This window comes from Streptococcus sp. Marseille-P7376 (assembly GCF_902460385.1).
GTDB classification, from domain to species: Bacteria; Bacillota; Bacilli; order Lactobacillales; family Streptococcaceae; genus Streptococcus; species Streptococcus sinensis.
Window position 1 is genome coordinate 20,749 of sequence record NZ_CABPTS010000020.1, and the last position, 17,064, is coordinate 37,812.

The window sequence follows — 17,064 nt, forward strand, 5'->3', positions numbered from 1 at the left end:
ACCAAAAAGAAGACGTCTTTCCAAGGGGTATCGGATTACAAATCTTTTACATTTCTATCACTTACGGTTTTTGTCGATTGAAAGCGAATGTTCTTCATTTTCTTTAGCATTTTTTGCCTTCGTTTCTGCCTCCTTCTTATTTTCAAAATAGAAAGAATAGCTCTTCTGATTGGCGAGTTGGCTATTGACCTCCAGCATTTTCCCCTGCTGGCGATAATGGGTGCTCCCTTGGTCAAACGTTAACTGACCGCTATCCTCTGTGACGGTGTCCTTGGTCAAAACAGCCAAAGCATAAGCTTCTACCCGCTCTCGATTTGCTTGGAAGAGGCGCTGATTGGCCACCTGCCTATTTAGATAAAACTGCAAAAGCAAGCTGAAGACCGCTGCCATGAAGAGGGCATAAAGCAAGATGCCTGCCTTAACTTTTATCTTGCACACGATAGATGTACTCTCTTTCTAAATCATTGTCAAACCGGAAGCGAAAGCGAACAAGGTCTCCCTCCTGACTGACCGGAGCAGCTTTAAGTCCATAAATCATAGGCTGATAACCACGCCCTGAAGCATCCGTTTTCCGGAAATCATCACCCCGAGATTTGCCCAAAGCCAGATTCTTGCCATCCTGTTTGATATAGATTTTGTCGTTTTCGACCCTGTCAAATTGGCTGCGCGATAGCTCCGTCTCTAACTGATCGACAAATAAGAGCCATTCCTGCTGCTTATTTTCCTGTTGCTGTCGTAGTTCAAAAGCCAAAAGCTTAGTCATAGACTGAAAGACTAACATCCCACCGCTCAAAACCAGCAGGGCAACTAAAGTCTCTAAAAGTGTAAAAGCTTTGATTCTAACGTTTTTTAACACTGAGCACCTTCTCCTCCTGATGATAAACGGTTAATTGTCGGTCTGTCTTGACCTGGCGGACCGTGATGCCATTGACTGTCAGACTTTCCTGCCCCGTCTGCATGGCCATCCGAGCAACCCGTAGGACTTCCTCCTCCTGCAATAATCGTGTCTGCTCCTGCCGCGACTGACTAATTTGGCCAAGAAGGAGGCTGGCAATAGCCGCAAAGACCGCCATTGCCACCAAGGCCTCCAGCAAAATGCTAGCCTTCATTCGTCGTCTTTTTAAATTTTCCATTGCCCATATAAAGCTGGTAAACAACCCTTTTATCCTCCGTTTGAAAAACAATCTTGCTGAGCGAAGAATTCCCGCCAGCTTGATCAAACTGAATAGTCTGAGGAGCATGCTCCTGCAAGGTCTTGGGAAATTCAACTTGCTGGTAGCCATTGGAAATCTTACGGTCCGAAATGGTCAGCTTTATCTTTTCATGCCCAGCCAGACTCAGCTTTTGGCTCTCCTGATAAAGATGCTCAAATTCCATGAAAAACAGCTGCTCCTGCACTTGATTGAAACCAGCCTGAACAGAGGCAGATAGACCTAATAAAATGAAACTGACTACAAATAAAGCTAGGAGACTTTCCAGCAGCGTAAAAGCCTTAATCCGCAACTGCGCGAGTTTCACTACTGTTTTTTCCATAGTAAGCCTTATAAGATTCCACCTGCTTGTCGGTAATCCGACCATCCGCAACCAATTTTCCTAGAGTGGCTTTTTCATTAACATTCTTCAATTCATAAAGCTCAGCCTGACTTTCCACTACCTTGACGACAGCCGCGTTACCGCTTTCTGAGATAGTATCCTTTTGCTTAGTCAAATTTGGAACAAACAAGAGCATCAAGACGCTGATAATTAAAAGGACGACTAACATTTCCACCAGAGTGAAGGCTTTAACCTTCAAAGTTTTTAGTTTTTTCATAATTGAATCTCCATATTCTGATAAATTGGCAGCAACATGGCTGCATAAAGTAAAACGATCACAAGGGCGACAAAGACAAAGACGAGAGGCTGAATCAAATTCATGGCACGGTTGATTCTCAGGAAAAACTCTTCCCAAGTCTTTTCGGCATACAATTCCAATTCGTCACCCAACTTGGACTTGACCTCACCGTATTCGATGATTAAGGCCAACTCTTTCTTAAAGAAGGGATAAGTGCCGACCTTCTCGGCGTAGCCCTGACCCGCACCTAAGGCCGTCTCCAAGTCTCGCCCCAGCTCCTGAAAGAGCTGAGAGGGCTGGTCCTGCATGATAAGAAAGATCTGACTCAATTCCAGCCCTTGACCAATCATATTGCCCCATTCACGCGCATAGTAGGCCGTCAGATAGGCTCGTACTAAGGTGCCAACAAGAGGGACCTTGGCCAAACGACTGAAAAATCTCATCTTAGAGCTCTTGCGATAATAGAGCCAGCCACCGCAAATCACCAAGCAAAACGCCAAAACATTTCCCAGAAAGATTTGTGGTAGATGATGAATGAACTGAGTGGCCATATTTTGACTGTCCAGCTGGGGCAAGAGATAATTACGCAAGCCTAGCATAATCAGCACTAGAAACCCAAGCAGCATCAAGGGATAAGTCCCCACCTCAATCAATTTCTTACGGACCTTGGATAGATTTTCCAGATAATCCTCGATTTTACCCAAACTAAGATTTAGATTTCCATGCAGCTCTGACAAAGACAGCTGGGTGACCACATTATCCGAAAAGCCTAAACGCTTCATCATCTGGGAAAATGACTGGCCAGCAGCCAAGCCCGAACGCATTTCCGCGACATAGAATTCCTCTAAAAGGGCACTCCGCCGCAGGAAATCAACAATCTCCGCCAAATGAAAACCGCTGGTAAAGAGATTGCGAAACAGCTCGATAATCTTCTTTTGCTTAGGCGTAGATAATTTTTTCTGCCTGCCTTTGATCAGCTGTGATATGTCCATCTGCAAAAAGCTGGTCAATCTGCTGGTTCCAGAGATTGGCTTCGTGCTTTTGATAGTCTTGGTTGACAAAGTCGATCACACCTCCTCCCCCGATTAAGCGCTGGTAACAGACGCCCTGTAACACCATGCGCAGCTCATCCTCACTGACACCCAGCTCCAGCAGGCGCTCATACACTCCGCGAATGCTCTTAGCATGGATAGTTGAAAAGACCGTTGCCCCTGTCAAACTAGCCCTTACCACCGCACGAGCCGTTTCTTGATCGCGGATTTCACCGATAATCAATAGATCCGGCCTGTGACGCAAAGACAGCTTGATGAGGCTATCGTAGGTCATCCCAATCGTTTCATTCAGCTGAAGCTGGAGCATGTTTTCCTGCTTGATTTCCACAGGGTCTTCGATAGACATGACCTGTTGTTGCCCAAATTTCATCTGAGCCAGCTGGTGCATCAGCGTCGTCTTTCCACTACCAACTGGTCCTGAAAACAGATAAAGGCCGCGAGAATTTACTTTTTCACGAAGATCAGGCAGATTGTCAAACCAAAAACGCAGCTCACGCTCCTCATCGTGCAGGAGACGAATAACCAAGCTCTCATAGCCACGGTAATCCCCGACCGTCGACAGACGAAGCGAAACTGTAACATCTCCACAATCATAATCACAGGAACCTAGCTGACTGCGCCTCTTCTCCCCTACATTCATGCCTGATACAAACTTAAAGTGGCTGATGACCGATGATAATAAATCAAAATCATAGGTTTGAATGAAACGCCGCTCATCACCCACTCGTATATAGAGCTCATAGCAAGAGCTCTTGGGAATCAGATAAAGATCTTGGGCCGCTTCCTGCCTGGCCAATTGAATCATTTCCTTTGCAATTTCTTGAACCATAAGTCCTCCTTACCTTATTATTCGCAAAAGAAAAAAGAAAAGGCTGAGAAAAATCCCAACCTTCATATTTTATTCTATTTTTGAATTGTTTTAATCCTCACAGGGCAGGCCCGATGGTTTTCTGTCCCATTTTGCCTAACATAACCTGGACGGAATTTATCCTCAGAAATCCGACATTCATTTTCCAGTAGAAAGAGGGAATGATATTGCTGAATATCTTCATTGCATTCTTCACACCATCTTTTCTCTTTAGGATCCCAAAAAATAGTCATTAAATCACTGCGACTGCTATAAAATGGTGAGCATGCCACCATCTCCTCCCAGCGTAATTTATAATATTTCAAAGCATCATAATAGTCTGCGAACTGCTTTTTCTCGATAATATCGCTTTCCCAGCCTTCCAAAAACCACCAAGGCTCACAATCCCCAAACATTTCTATTACACAGTACATACGCATCCTCTCTTTGTACCGTATATTATATATAAAATCCTTTGATAATGAAACTATTTTGCTTACAGCTTGGACAAAGTTTTATTTTTGTACAAAAAACACAGATATCACTGCATAAGCAGCTATTAATCAAGCTCTCAAGACATAGTCTGCTGGTCTCTTTCAGAGTAAAAAAGGAGAAGACCAAACTGATCCTCTCCAAGTCTTAGCTGATAGCAACCTATGACAGTTGACAAAGAGCTACATTATGATTCTACAGTTGTTTCAACTTCTTCAGTCTCAGCTGTTTCCACAACTTCGTCAATAATTTCAACTTCATTGATTGCTTGTGGTTCCAAGTTACGGTAACGAGCCATACCAGTACCAGCAGGGATAATCTTACCGATGATAACATTTTCCTTGAGTCCGAGCAGATGGTCTTTCTTACCACGGATAGCAGCATCTGTCAGGACACGAGTTGTTTCCTGGAAGGAAGCTGCAGACAGGAAGCTGTTTGTCTCAAGAGAAGCTTTGGTGATTCCCATGAGAACTGGACGGGCTGTCGCAGGAACACCGCCTGAGATAACCACATCACGGTTAGCATCTGTAAAGTCTGTAATATCCATCAGAGTTCCCATAAGAAGATCGGTATCTCCCGGATCCATGACACGAACCTTGCGGATCATCTGACGAACCATTACTTCGATGTGTTTGTCGCCGATTTCTACCCCTTGGCTGCGGTAAACTTTTTGTACCTCAGCAAGCAGATAGGTTTCAACAGACAAGACATCACGAACAGCCAGCAAGTGCTTCGGTTGGATAGAACCTTCGGTCAAGGCAGCACCGCGGGAAACTTGGTCGCCCACTTCTACCTTCATGCGGGCTGTGAATGGCACCACATACTCACCTTCACCAGTCGCACCTGTAACAAAGACTTTCTTGGTACGAGTTGAAGCATCTTCTTCGATAGCAGTAACTTCACCCTTGACTTCTGTGATGACCGCTTCCCCTTTCGGATTGCGGGCTTCAAAAATTTCTTGGACACGAGGAAGACCCTGAGTGATATCGGTATTAGAGGCAACACCACCCGTGTGGAAGGTACGCATGGTCAGCTGTGTACCAGGTTCCCCGATAGATTGGGCAGCGATAGTTCCGACTGCTTCACCGACTTCAACCGCATCACCAGTCGCCAAGTTGATACCGTAACAGTGACGGCAGACACCATGGCGGGTGTTACATGTAAAGACGGAGCGGATGGTTACTTCTTCAACACCAGCATTGACAATCTCACGCGCCTTGTCTTCGGTAATCAATTCATTTGGACCAATAATGACAGCACCAGTTTCTGGATGTTTAACAGTTTTCTTAGTGTAACGACCATTAAGACGTTCTTCCAGAGACTCGATCATTTCCTTGCCTTCTGTGATAGAAGTGATAAGCAAGCCGCGGTCTGTACCACAGTCGTCTTCACGGATAATCACATCTTGGGCAACGTCAACCAGACGACGAGTCAGGTAACCTGAGTCGGCTGTCTTGAGGGCCGTATCGGTCATACCCTTACGGGCACCGTGAGTAGAGAAGAACATTTCGAGTACTGACAAACCTTCGCGGAAGTTTGAAAGAATTGGCAACTCCATGATACGTCCGTTTGGCGCAGCCATCAGACCACGCATACCGGCAAGCTGTGAGAAGTTTGAGATGTTACCACGGGCTCCAGAGTCCATCATCATAACGATTGGGTTCTTCGGATCTTGGTTGGCAACCAAGCGTTTTTCCAATTTTTCACGGGCAGCACGCCACTCAGCAGTAACTGCATTGTAGCGCTCGTCATCGGTAATCATACCGCGACGGAATTGCTTGGTGATTTGGTCCACACGCTTGTGAGACTCTTCGATGATCTCTGCCTTGTCTTCCACAACTGGGATATCAGCGATACCCACTGTCAAACCAGCCAGAGTAGAATGGTGGTAACCTAGGTCTTTCAAGCGGTCCAGCAGGGCAGATGTTTCTGTGGTGCGGAAGCGTTTGAAGATTTCAGCGATGATATTTCCTAGATTTTTCTTCTTGAACGGAATATTTAGCTCTAGGGCTTCAATAGCAGACTTGATGTCTTTACCTGGCTCCAAGAAGTATTTAGCTGGAACACCTTCTGTCAAGTTAGCATTGGTTGGCTCTTGCAGGTAAGGTAGCTCTTCTGGCATGATGTCGTTGAAGAGAATCTTACCTACTGTGGTCATGAGGATCTTGTGTTTTTGATCTTCTGTCCAAGGTTTGTTGAGGCTATCTGTCGCGATACCCACACGAGTGTGCAAGTGGACATAGCCATTACGCAAGGCCATCACAGCTTCATCACGGTCTTTAAAGATCATACCTTCGCCTTCACGTCCTGCTTCTTCCATGGTCAGGTAGTAGTTACCCAAGACCATATCCTGAGATGGTGTTACAACTGGTTTACCATCTTTCGGGTTCAAGATATGCTCAGCAGCCAGCATGAGGATACGAGCTTCAGCCTGCGCTTCTTCAGACAATGGAACGTGGATGGCCATTTGGTCACCGTCAAAGTCGGCATTGTAGGCTTCACAGACCAGTGGGTGCAAGCGAAGAGCTTTACCGTCGATCAGAACTGGCTCAAAGGCTTGGATACCCAAACGGTGAAGGGTCGGTGCGCGGTTAAGGAGCACTGGGTGTTCTTTAATCACTTCTTCCAGAATATCCCAGATACGCTCGTCTCCACGCTCTACCAAACGTTTCGCAGCTTTGACGTTCTGCACGATGTCGCGGGCAACGATTTCCCGCATCACAAACGGCTTGAAGAGCTCAATCGCCATTTCACGCGGCACACCACATTGATACATTTTCAACGTAGGACCAACGGCAATAACGGAACGACCTGAGAAGTCAACCCGTTTACCCAGCAAGTTTTGACGGAAACGTCCTTGTTTCCCTTTGAGCATGTGGCTCAGAGACTTGAGTGGACGGCTGCCTGGTCCAGTAATTGGACGGCCACGGCGACCGTTGTCAATCAAAGCATCAACCGCTTCTTGAAGCATCCGTTTCTCATTTTGAACGATGATACCAGGGGCATTGAGTTCCAACAAACGAGCCAAACGGTTGTTCCGGTTGATAACCCGTCGATAGAGATCATTGAGGTCAGAAGCCGCAAAACGACCACCATCCAGCTGAACCATCGGGCGCAAATCTGGCGGAATAACCGGCAGGATGTTAAGAACCATCCATTCTGGCTTATTGCCAGACTTGTAGAAGGCATCCAAGACATCCAAACGACGGACAGCCTTAACCCGTTTTTGGCCTGAGGCAGTTTTCAATTCTTCTTTTAGGACAGCAATCTCAGCTTCCAAGTCCACTTGTTTCAAGAGGTCTTGAATAGCTTCTGCTCCCATTTTGGCTACAAATGATCCTGCACCGTACTCGCGTAACCGTTCACGGTACTCACGTTCCGTCATGATTGACTTGTGCTCTAGCGGTGTATCTTTAGGATCAATCACCACATAAGCCGCAAAATAAATGACTTCTTCCAGGGCACGTGGGCTCATATCCAAAGTGAGACCCATGCGGCTTGGAATTCCTTTAAAGTACCAAATATGTGAAACAGGTGCCTTCAATTCAATGTGGCCCATACGCTCACGGCGAACCTTGGCGCGGGTCACTTCAACACCACAGCGGTCACAGACGATTCCTTTGTAACGAATTCGTTTGTACTTACCACAGGCACATTCCCAGTCCTTTGTTGGACCGAAGATAACCTCGTCAAAAAGGCCTTCGCGTTCTGGTTTCAGGGTTCGGTAATTGATTGTTTCAGGTTTCTTCACTTCCCCATAAGACCATGAACGGACCTTATTTGGAGAAGCTAGGGTGATTTGCATACTTTTAAAACGATTTACATCAACCACTATTTCTTACCTTTCTTCATTTTCTAATCAGTGTGAATTCTTATTCTTTTCCTTCAGCCTCAAAAGCTGCTTTCGCTTCTTGAGCTGCTTTTTCACGCGCTTTTTCAAGATCGTCAACGTGAATCACATCATCATCTTCACCTTCGTCTAGGTCACGCAGTTCCACTTCATTGTCATCTTCATCGAGAACGCGCATGTCCAGACCAAGAGATTGCAATTCTTTGACAAGAACGCGGAAGGATTCTGGCACACCTGGTTTTGGAATTGGTTTTCCTTTGGTAATAGCTTCATAAGCCTTCAAACGTCCGTTGACATCATCTGACTTGTAAGTCAAGATTTCTTGCAGAACGTTAGAAGCACCGTAAGCTTCCAAGGCCCAAACTTCCATCTCACCAAAACGTTGTCCACCAAACTGAGCTTTACCTCCGAGCGGCTGTTGGGTAACCATTGAGTAAGGTCCTACTGAGCGGGCATGGAGTTTATCATCTACCATGTGGTGGAGCTTGATCATGTACATGACACCAACAGATACACGGTTGTCAAACGGCTCACCGGTACGTCCGTCGTAAAGAATAGTCTTGGCATCGCTGTCCATACCAGCTTCGCGGACCGTATCCCAGAGGTCTTCTGCGCTAGCTCCATCAAAGACTGGCGTCGCAATATGGATACCTAAGTTACGGGCTGCCATACCAAGGTGAAGCTCCATAACCTGACCGATGTTCATCCGAGATGGTACCCCGAGTGGGTTCAACATGATATCAACTGGTGTTCCGTCTGGCAAGTAAGGCATGTCTTCCACAGGAACGATACGGGATACAACCCCCTTATTTCCGTGACGACCAGCCATCTTATCTCCGACCTTGATTTTACGTTTCTGAGCGATGTAGACGCGAACCAGCATATTAACGCCAGATTGCAGCTCATCACCATTAGCACGGGTAAAGATTTTCACGTCACGAACGACACCATCAGCACCGTGAGGCACACGCAGAGAGGTATCACGAACTTCACGAGACTTGTCACCAAAGATGGCATGAAGCAGGCGCTCTTCAGCAGAAAGGTCTTTTTCACCCTTCGGAGTGACTTTCCCGACTAGGATGTCGCCTTCTTTGACTTCCGCCCCAATGCGGATAATCCCCATTTCATCCAGATTGCGCAGAGCATCTTCCCCTACGTTTGGAATTTCGCGGGTAATCTCTTCAGGGCCAAGCTTGGTGTCGCGAGTTTCTGATTCGTATTCTTCCAAGTGAACAGAGGTGTAGACATCGTCTTTCACCAGACGCTCACTCATGATAACAGCATCCTCGAAGTTGTAACCTTCCCATGTCATATAGGCAACGATTGGGTTTTGTCCCAGAGCCATTTCTCCCTTTTCCATAGAAGGTCCGTCAGCGATAAAGTCGCCTTTTTCAACGACATCACCAACTTTCACCAAGGTACGTTGGTTGTAAGCAGTACCTGAGTTAGAACGGCGGAATTTTTGAATTTGGTAAACATCAAGAGAACCATCTTCGCGGCGGACTTCAACCTTGTCTGCATCCGCATAGGTAACCTTACCATCATGCTGAGCAATAACCGCTGCACCAGAATCGTGGGCAGCTTGGTATTCCATACCAGTGCCGACATAAGGCGCTTTTGGATCAATCAAAGGCACAGCCTGACGTTGCATGTTGGCACCCATGAGGGCACGGTTGGAGTCGTCATTTTCCAAGAAAGGAATACATGCTGTCGCTACGGCAACTACCTGCTTAGGCGATACATCCATGTAGTCTACTTGGTCTGATGGGAATTCTTGGTTATTACCTTGGTGGCGTCCCATAACGATAGGCTCTGCAAAGCCACCTTTTTCATTCAGCTTAGAGTTAGCCTGCGCTACGATAAATTCATCTTCCTCATCAGCTGTCAGCCAAACGATTTCGTTGGTTACCACACCAGCTTCACGGTCCACCTTACGGTAAGGCGTTTGAATAAAGCCATATTTGTTAAGGTGTCCGTAAGAAGACAAGTTATTGATCAAACCGATGTTTGGTCCTTCAGGCGTTTCAATCGGACACATACGACCGTAGTGAGTATAGTGCACGTCCCGTACTTCATAACCAGCACGGTCACGTGTCAAACCACCAGGTCCTAAGGCAGACAGACGACGCTTGTGAGAGAGCTCAGATAGCGGATTGTGTTGGTCCATGAACTGAGACAACTGAGAAGAACCAAAGAATTCTTTAATAGCTGCAGTTACTGGACGGATGTTGATGATTTGTTGAGGTGTCAGCACTTCATTGTCCTGAACGCTCATCCGTTCGCGAACGTTACGCTCCATCCTAGAAAGTCCCAGACGAACTTGGTTAGCCAAAAGCTCACCAACCGCACGAATACGACGGTTCCCCAAGTGGTCAATATCATCCACGCGACCGATGCCTTCTGCCAAATTGAGGAAATAGCTCATCTCAGCCAAGATATCAGCTGGTGTTACAGTCCGAACCTTGTCAGACGGATTCGCATTCCCAATGATAGTCACAACGCGATCTGGATCAGTCGGAGCGACAACTTTAAATTTCTGCAATTCAACTGGTTCAAGAAGAACAGCCGAATCATTTGGAATATAAGTGATTTTGTTCAAGCCACTGTCCAGCTGCTCTGAAATGCTGTCGATCACACTGCGAGTCATAACTGTACCAGCTTCGACAAGGATTTCTCCTGTTTCAGCATCTACCAGATGCTCTGCCAATGTTTGATTGAGCAGGCGGTTCTTGATGTTGAGTTTTTTGTTAATCTTATAACGACCAACTGCTGCCAAATCATAACGATGTGGATCAAAGAAACGAGCCACAAGGAGAGAACGTGAACTTTCAGCCGTCTTAGGCTCACCTGGACGCAGGCGCTCATAGATTTCTTTCAGAGCTTCGTCCGTACGAGAGTCCATTGGGTTTTTGTGGATATCTTTTTCGATGGTATTGCGCACCAAGTCGCTGTCACCAAAGATGTCCAAGATCTCATCATCACCTGAGAAACCAAGCGCACGAACCAAAGTAGTAAATGGAATTTTCCGTGTCCTGTCAATACGAGTATAGGCAATATCTTTTGAGTCTGTTTCTAGCTCCAACCAAGCTCCGCGGTTAGGAATAACGGTTGAACCGTAACCGACTTTACCGTTTTTGTCAACCTTATCGTTGAAATAAACACCTGGCGAACGCACCAGCTGGGATACGATAATCCGTTCACCACCGTTGATGATGAAGGTCCCCATTTCAGTCATGATCGGGAAGTCGCCAAAGAAGACTTCCTGAGTCTTGATTTCACCAGTTTCCTTGTTAATCAGGCGGAAGGTCACAAAGATAGGTGCTGAATAGCTGGCATCGTGGATGCGGGCTTCTTCCAGCGTGTACTTAGGCTCACGGATTTCATAGCCGACAAATTCCAATTCCATGGTATCGGTAAAGTTTGAAATAGGAAGCACATCTTCAAATACTTCCTTCAAACCATGATTCAAAAAATCTTGGAATGAATCCGTTTGGATTTCAATCAAATTTGGCAAATCAAGAACTTCCTTGATTCGCGAAAAACTACGACGGGTACGGTGTTTCCCGTATCGAACTTCATGTCCTGCCAAGTTTCTAACTCCTTTTTGTAAAGATGATGAGAAAATTAAGAGTTCGAGAAATTAGCTAATAAGCTTTTTTCAGGTAAATGAAAATAGTTTGTCTTTCTTTTGAATACTCTCAAGTTCACTCATTAATTGTGGTTAAGGGTAGCACCCTTTTGTTTTGCCGTTTGATGTACACCAAGACAGCTGCAATTAGTCCTTTCTGCATAATTTTCAGAATCTTTAAATTTACATTACTCAATTTATTTTCCTAAAAATAGACACAAAAAGAGCAGCTAAATCTGACTTATTTAAAGTTTGATTTAACTGCTGTAGGCTTTAATTGGACAATATTTCAAATAAAGCACACGACAAATTATTAGTATCATTATACCATAATTATGTAAAAATTCAAGAGTTTCAACTCGCCTTGCCTAAATTTATTTATCAATGTACTTACTATTTATTTTCAGCACACCAAGTAATAAATTAACGAGTGTTACGATTAGTATTCCACGTACTACCTCCCAAAATAGCGGACCATGCTTTTTGATAGTCAGAATCTGTCGCTCCGATTCCAAAGCGATAGCTTGTCGTTGGAGCACCATTTTTAGCCCAATAACTTGTAACAGTCGGACCGCTTAGGGTGATGGAGCGCCCATTCACCGTAACCGTACCCGGTTTTTCACCAGTAGCTTTTAAAACAGATGAGTGAATCACACTAGAATCAAGATTAAATCGGTCTCCAACTCCCCAGGCATTTGGATCCGCTTCATAGATGGCGTTAACCATATAGGCCATATAAGCCGCATTGTTATTATAACCCGTTAAGGCGGCCATTGATGTGTTATCATCGTGACCAATCCAGCCGCCTAGTGTCATTTTCGGAGTTGACAGCATGAGCCACATGTCACCGTTGCTGTTGGTTGTTCCTGTCTTGCCAATCCAGTCTGCTCCCGCCAGTGTTCCATTGACTTGACTGATTCGTGATTTAAAGGTAGTGGTCGCGCCAGAATTGAGAACACCGCGCATCAAGTCTTGCATAATAGTTGCAGCTGCAGGTGAATAAACCTGAACAGGATTTGCCTTATGCTCATAAACGACTTTGCCATCTTTATCCGTGATTTTCTCTACCATATACTTCTCGTGGTAGGTTCCATTGTTGGCCAAAGTCTGGAAGCCATTGGTATGCTGGGCAACAGAAACTTCAATTCCCCCACCCATTGGCAGACTCTCAATACTGTAGTCATCAATATAGTAGCCCATTTTTTCCATATAGCCTCGGATGTTGACTCCCTTTTCACGAAGTGCGCGGTAAGTCCAATAAGCCGGGATATTCCATGAAGTATTGAGAGCTTCTTGGAGATTCATCATAGCTGTCCCACGGCTATCCACGTGCATAATCGGCTCCCCACTGGAGAAATTCGTCGGATAGTTGGACAGGACACTGGCACTGCCCATCATCCCCTGATCAATGGCAATACCATAGACCATGATAGGTTTAATAGTTGAGCCAGGGGAACGCTCTGTATCAAAGGCATGATTATTTTGATTGGCTGAATAATCTCGACCACCAACGAACCCAAGAACAGCACCAGTCGAATTGTCCATCAGAACATTCCCGACTTCAATCGTACCTGTCCCATCATCTAGCACCCCGCCATAATTCACCACAGCGTTTTGCATAGCTTCATAGATTCTCTTATTGATGGTTGTTGTGATGGTATAGCCACCCTCTCTCAGTTCTTTAGCTGCAAGTTCGCGATAGGATTTAACCGTGGCATTATTTTTCAGCTCTTGCTGAGAAACATTGTCTCGTTGAATCAAATAATCATACATGGCTTTTTGGGCTTCCTCAAAAGCAGTGAAATATAGATAATCATGAGAAGATTTCTCCGCACTTTCTGAGGGTTTGAAATCCTTCGTCAAATCATAATTGAGGTATTCTTGATATTCCGCTTCGCTCAATTTCCCTGTTCTGTACATATTGTATAAAACATTTTTAGCCCGCGTTAAACCAAGAGACATGTCCTCCGGAGTTTTTAAGCTGCCATCAGCTGCATAAGGCGAATAAACAATCGGACTTTGTGGCAAACCTGCAATAAAAGCTGCCTGCGGAACAGTTAAATCTTTGGCCGAAACACCAAAAATCCCTTGGGCCGCTTCTTCGATTCCTGCAATATTCTGGCCTTTATTATTCCGTCCAAAAGGCGAAACGTTCAAATAGGTCGTCAAAATTTCATCTTTGGTCATATAGCGTTCCAAAGCCAGAGCATCCACGATTTCTGCTGCTTTTCGTTTAAAAGTCGGAGCATCACCAACGACTTGCTGCTTAATCAGCTGCTGCGTGAGCGTAGAACCACCACTAGACGAGCCAACGCCTACAACCGAACCCAATGTCGCCCGAAGCACCGCCTTGGGAACAACGCCATTATGGCTTTCAAAATTTTCGTCTTCCGTCGCAATCACGGCTTTCTTGACATTATCTGAAATCGCTCCACTTTCAACTGGAATCCGCAGCAAATCATTATCTATCTCTGAAATCAAACTACCGTCTGAATAGGTCAGTTTCGAAATGCCAGAAATATTATAAACTTGCTGGAGAAGTTCTTCCTTATTAGGAACTTCTGTTTTGCTAAAGAGACTGGCTCCATAGCCGACCCCGATTCCTGCTCCTAAAACCATCCCAAAAAGAATAAAGACGAAAGCCACATTCACCAACAATTTGAGAGTTCGCAAAATAAGAGCAGCTATATCCTCCAAGCCCCAGCGTTCCTTCTCATTTGTTTCTGCAAAATATGTTTTTCTTAAAAATTGTTTGAACTGCTTCCAAAACAGCGTTAATTTTTCCATTACTTGTTTCAACATAGATTCTCCTTCTTGACTATTATAACAAACATTAGCAGTTTATATCAAGAAATACCTAATTCTAGCGCTTTTAGACCAATTATTTTTTGACTAGTCATTGCTATTTATCGGGTTTGTGATAAAATAGAGGGATAAAACAAAAAAATAATTGAGCAAGGGAAAAATCTTTGCTATTTTAGAAAAGGAGAGACAGATATGCACATTTTTGATGAGCTGCAAGAACGTGGTTTGATTTTTCAGACGACTGATGAAGAAGCTTTGCGTAAAGCCTTAGAAGAAGGGCAAGTCTCTTATTATACTGGATACGATCCAACAGCAGACAGTCTTCACTTAGGTCACCTAGTGGCTATTTTGACCAGCCGCCGCTTACAGTTAGCTGGCCATAAGCCTTACGCCCTCGTCGGCGGTGCAACGGGTTTGATTGGCGACCCATCCTTTAAAGATGCAGAGCGTAGCCTGCAAACCAAGGAAACCGTTGATGGCTGGGTTCAGTCTATCCAAGGACAACTTTCTCGCTTTCTTGACTTTGAAAACGGCGAAAACAAGGCTGTCATGGTCAACAACTACGACTGGTTTGGCAGCATTAGCTTCATTGACTTCCTGCGTGATGTCGGCAAATACTTCACAGTCAACTACATGATGAGCAAGGAATCCGTGAAAAAACGGATTGAAACAGGAATTTCTTATACTGAATTTGCTTACCAAATTATGCAAGGTTACGACTTCTTTGTTCTTAACCAAGACCATAATGTAACCCTGCAAATCGGTGGTTCTGATCAATGGGGCAATATGACCGCCGGCACTGAGCTTATGCGCCGCAAAGCGGATAAGACAGGCCACGTCATCACCGTTCCACTCATCACCGATGCGACTGGTAAAAAATTCGGTAAATCCGAAGGCAACGCAGTTTGGCTTAATGCTGACAAGACTTCTCCATACGAAATGTACCAATTCTGGATGAACGTTATGGACGCTGATGCAGTCCGCTTCTTGAAGATCTTTACTTTCTTGTCACTTGATGAGATTGAAGAAATCCGCAAACAGTTTGAAGCTGCTCCACACGAACGCTTGGCTCAAAAAGTCCTCGCTCGTGAAGTCGTGACTCTTGTCCATGGTGAAGAAGCCTACAAAGAAGCCCTCAATATCACCGAGCAACTCTTTGCTGGAAATATCAAAAACCTGTCTGTCAAAGAACTCAAACAAGGACTTCGTGGCGTGCCAAACTACCAAGTCCAAGCTGACGAGAACCTTAACATCGTGGAAATCCTCGTATCTTCTGGTGTGGTCAACTCAAAACGCCAAGCCCGCGAAGATGTTCAAAACGGAGCTATCTATGTCAACGGCGACCGCATCCAAGACCTTGACTATGTCTTGGGGGATAGCGACAAACTCGAAAATGAACTTACTGTTATCCGCCGCGGTAAGAAGAAATACTTCGTCCTTACATACTAATAAAACAGACTGGAGGCATTTGCCATCCAGTCCTTTTTTTGCTAGACTTAAAACTATGAATACAAACTTGAAACCAAAACTCGCTCGCTTTGCCACAGCGACCGCTTTTGTCTGCCCCATCTGCAAGGAAGAACTACAGCTGATGGAAAATAGCCTCAAATGCCACCATCGCCATTCTTACGACTTGGCCAAGTTTGGCTATGTCAATCTGGCACCCCAAGTCAAACAATCTAAAGACTACGATAAGACAAGCTTTCAGAATCGGCAGTTGATTTTAGAAGCTGGATTTTACCAGCAAATCTCCGACAGCCTTATCCAGATATTGAAGGAAGAGCCAGCTTTTAAGACTGTCCTCGATGTTGGATGTGGCGAAGGCTACTACGCTAGAAAGATCCAAGAGCACTTCCCAGATAAGACGCTCTATGCTTTCGATATTTCAAAAGATTCCATCCAGTTGGCAGCCAAAAGCGACAGCAGTTTAGCAGTCAATTGGTTCGTTGGAGATTTAGCCAAGCTACCGCTACAAGATGCCAGCATGGACATCATTTTAGACATCTTTTCTCCAGCCAATTATCAGGAATTTCGGAGAGTCATGTCTGACAATGCCCTCCTCATCAAGGTCATCCCCACCGAGCGCCACCTTCAGGAAATTCGCCAAAAAGCCGCTAGACAGCTCAGCAACAAGGATTACTCTAACCAAGAAGTCATCCAGCATTTCCAAGAGCATTTCGATATTATCTCCGAGGTCAATGTCGAGTCCAGCCAGTCCTTGACTTCTGAAAGTCGAGCAGCTCTTTTAGCTATGACACCACTGCTCTTTCATGTCGATCAAGACCAGATAGACTGGACCGACCTCACCCAAGTGACCATTGCAGCCACCATTCTCATCGGAAAAGTGAAATAAAAAGAACCTGAGACAAAAAGTGGCTCTATAATTTCTGTAGTGGGTAAATCCACCGCAGGGATTATGGAGCCTCTTTTGTTGTAGAAAACATACTAAGATTAGTAGTGAAGAAATCTCCGACGGGAGAGAGTACTCACTACTTTTTCTTTATGTTAAAGTAGTGGTGTCTTGTAAAGTCGTAGGGCTCTATGGCGCTAGACGTCGCT

General features: G+C 45.2%; 13 protein-coding genes. 2 read left to right on the top strand and 11 right to left on the bottom strand.

What is annotated here, in order from left to right; translation table 11 throughout:
• Positions 1 to 57: 57 nt before the first annotated feature.
• From comGG to pbp1b, 11 genes are all read right to left on the bottom strand, one after another.
• Positions 58 to 438 carry a competence type IV pilus minor pilin ComGG gene (comGG, locus tag FZ952_RS09275; RefSeq protein ID WP_062199899.1) on the bottom strand — a complete coding sequence of 127 codons (381 nt, stop codon included), beginning with the start codon at positions 436 to 438 and terminating at the stop codon, positions 58 to 60.
• Positions 419 to 877: a competence type IV pilus minor pilin ComGF gene (gene comGF / locus FZ952_RS09280; RefSeq protein ID WP_410468295.1), complete on the bottom strand. Its 459-nt coding sequence runs from the start codon at positions 875 to 877 to the stop codon at positions 419 to 421. The genes comGG and comGF overlap by 20 nt, the downstream gene beginning before the upstream one ends.
• Complete coding sequence (gene comGE, locus FZ952_RS09285) at positions 840 to 1,133, bottom strand: competence type IV pilus minor pilin ComGE (RefSeq protein ID WP_187423908.1); 294 nt, start codon at positions 1,131 to 1,133, stop codon at positions 840 to 842. The genes comGF and comGE overlap by 38 nt, the downstream gene beginning before the upstream one ends.
• The gene (comGD, locus tag FZ952_RS09290) at positions 1,099 to 1,533 is read right to left on the bottom strand and encodes a competence type IV pilus minor pilin ComGD (RefSeq protein WP_148881465.1); all 435 of its coding nucleotides are present in this window, start codon (positions 1,531 to 1,533) and stop codon (positions 1,099 to 1,101) included. Before comGD ends, comGE begins: the two co-directional genes overlap by 35 nt.
• The gene (gene comGC, locus FZ952_RS09295) at positions 1,493 to 1,810 is read right to left on the bottom strand and encodes a competence type IV pilus major pilin ComGC (protein WP_062199890.1); all 318 of its coding nucleotides are present in this window, start codon (positions 1,808 to 1,810) and stop codon (positions 1,493 to 1,495) included. The genes comGD and comGC overlap by 41 nt, the downstream gene beginning before the upstream one ends.
• Positions 1,807 to 2,823, bottom strand: a complete 1,017-nt coding sequence (comGB, locus tag FZ952_RS09300; protein WP_148881466.1) for a competence type IV pilus assembly protein ComGB — start codon at positions 2,821 to 2,823, stop codon at positions 1,807 to 1,809. Before comGB ends, comGC begins: the two co-directional genes overlap by 4 nt.
• The gene (gene comGA / locus FZ952_RS09305) at positions 2,771 to 3,712 is read right to left on the bottom strand and encodes a competence type IV pilus ATPase ComGA (protein ID WP_148881467.1); all 942 of its coding nucleotides are present in this window, start codon (positions 3,710 to 3,712) and stop codon (positions 2,771 to 2,773) included. The genes comGB and comGA overlap by 53 nt, the downstream gene beginning before the upstream one ends.
• Positions 3,713 to 3,786: 74 nt before the next feature.
• Positions 3,787 to 4,164: a DUF1033 family protein gene (locus FZ952_RS09310; RefSeq protein ID WP_148881473.1), complete on the bottom strand. Its 378-nt coding sequence runs from the start codon at positions 4,162 to 4,164 to the stop codon at positions 3,787 to 3,789.
• 245 nt (positions 4,165 to 4,409) lie between these two features.
• Positions 4,410 to 8,054 carry a DNA-directed RNA polymerase subunit beta' gene (gene rpoC / locus FZ952_RS09315; RefSeq protein WP_148881468.1) on the bottom strand — a complete coding sequence of 1,215 codons (3,645 nt, stop codon included), beginning with the start codon at positions 8,052 to 8,054 and terminating at the stop codon, positions 4,410 to 4,412.
• 40 nt (positions 8,055 to 8,094) lie between these two features.
• Positions 8,095 to 11,661 (bottom strand): DNA-directed RNA polymerase subunit beta, encoded by a 3,567-nt coding sequence (rpoB, locus tag FZ952_RS09320; RefSeq protein WP_148881469.1) that lies wholly within the window; start codon positions 11,659 to 11,661, stop codon positions 8,095 to 8,097.
• A gap of 462 nt (positions 11,662 to 12,123) precedes the next feature.
• On the bottom strand, positions 12,124 to 14,502 hold the full coding sequence (pbp1b, locus tag FZ952_RS09325; protein ID WP_148881470.1) for a penicillin-binding protein PBP1B: 2,379 nt from the start codon (positions 14,500 to 14,502) through the stop codon (positions 12,124 to 12,126).
• A 195-nt stretch (positions 14,503 to 14,697) separates the two neighbouring features.
• On the opposite strand from pbp1b, the gene tyrS reads away from it, so the two are divergent.
• Together tyrS and FZ952_RS09335 are read left to right on the top strand one after the other, a co-directional pair.
• The gene (gene tyrS, locus FZ952_RS09330) at positions 14,698 to 15,954 is read left to right on the top strand and encodes a tyrosine--tRNA ligase (RefSeq protein WP_148881471.1); all 1,257 of its coding nucleotides are present in this window, start codon (positions 14,698 to 14,700) and stop codon (positions 15,952 to 15,954) included.
• A gap of 55 nt (positions 15,955 to 16,009) precedes the next feature.
• Positions 16,010 to 16,858 carry a methyltransferase domain-containing protein gene (locus tag FZ952_RS09335; RefSeq protein WP_148881472.1) on the top strand — a complete coding sequence of 283 codons (849 nt, stop codon included), beginning with the start codon at positions 16,010 to 16,012 and terminating at the stop codon, positions 16,856 to 16,858.
• Positions 16,859 to 17,064 lie beyond the last annotated feature (206 nt).